1 protein-coding gene is annotated in these 653 nt (G+C 63.2%); it reads left to right on the plus strand.

Annotated features, from left to right (window positions below):
- Nucleotides 1–653 (plus strand): FtsK/SpoIIIE domain-containing protein (locus tag FAZ21_RS20090; protein WP_281279806.1); only part of this gene is annotated, 653 nt, incomplete at both ends.

A 653-nucleotide genomic window follows, 5' to 3' on the forward strand; every position in this document is an offset into this window, starting at 1 on the left:
CTGACCATGGCGCTGGGCAAGGACATCACCGGCAAGCCCATCGTCACCGACCTGGCCAAGGCCCCGCACATGCTGGTGGCCGGTACCACCGGTTCCGGCAAGTCGGTCGGCGTCAACGCCATGATCCTCAGCCTGCTCTACAAGGCCACCCCGGACGAAGTACGCTTCATCATGGTCGATCCCAAGATGCTGGAACTGTCGGTCTACGACGGGATTCCGCACCTGCTGGCGCCGGTGGTCACCGATATGAAGCTCGCCGCCAACGCGCTCAACTGGTGCGTGGCCGAGATGGAAAAGCGCTATCGCCTGATGAGCGCACTGGGCGTACGCAATCTGGCCGGCTTCAACCAGAAGGTGAAAGAGGCCGAAAAAGCCGGGCAGAAGCTGACCAACCCCTTCACCCTGACCCCGGACGACCCCGAGCCACTGAGCCACCTGCCCTTCATCGTGGTAGTGGTCGATGAGTTCGCCGACCTGATGATGGTGGCGGGCAAGAAGATCGAGGAACTGATCGCCCGGCTGGCGCAGAAGGCGCGCGCCGCCGGCATCCACCTGATCCTGGCCACGCAGCGACCGTCGGTGGACGTGATTACCGGGCTGATCAAGGCCAATATCCCGACGCGGATCGCGTTCCAGGTATCGAGCAAGGTGGA

Origin of the sequence: Chitiniphilus eburneus, from assembly GCF_005048205.1 — a bacterium.
Taxonomy (GTDB): domain Bacteria; phylum Pseudomonadota; class Gammaproteobacteria; order Burkholderiales; family Chitinibacteraceae; genus Chitiniphilus; species Chitiniphilus eburneus.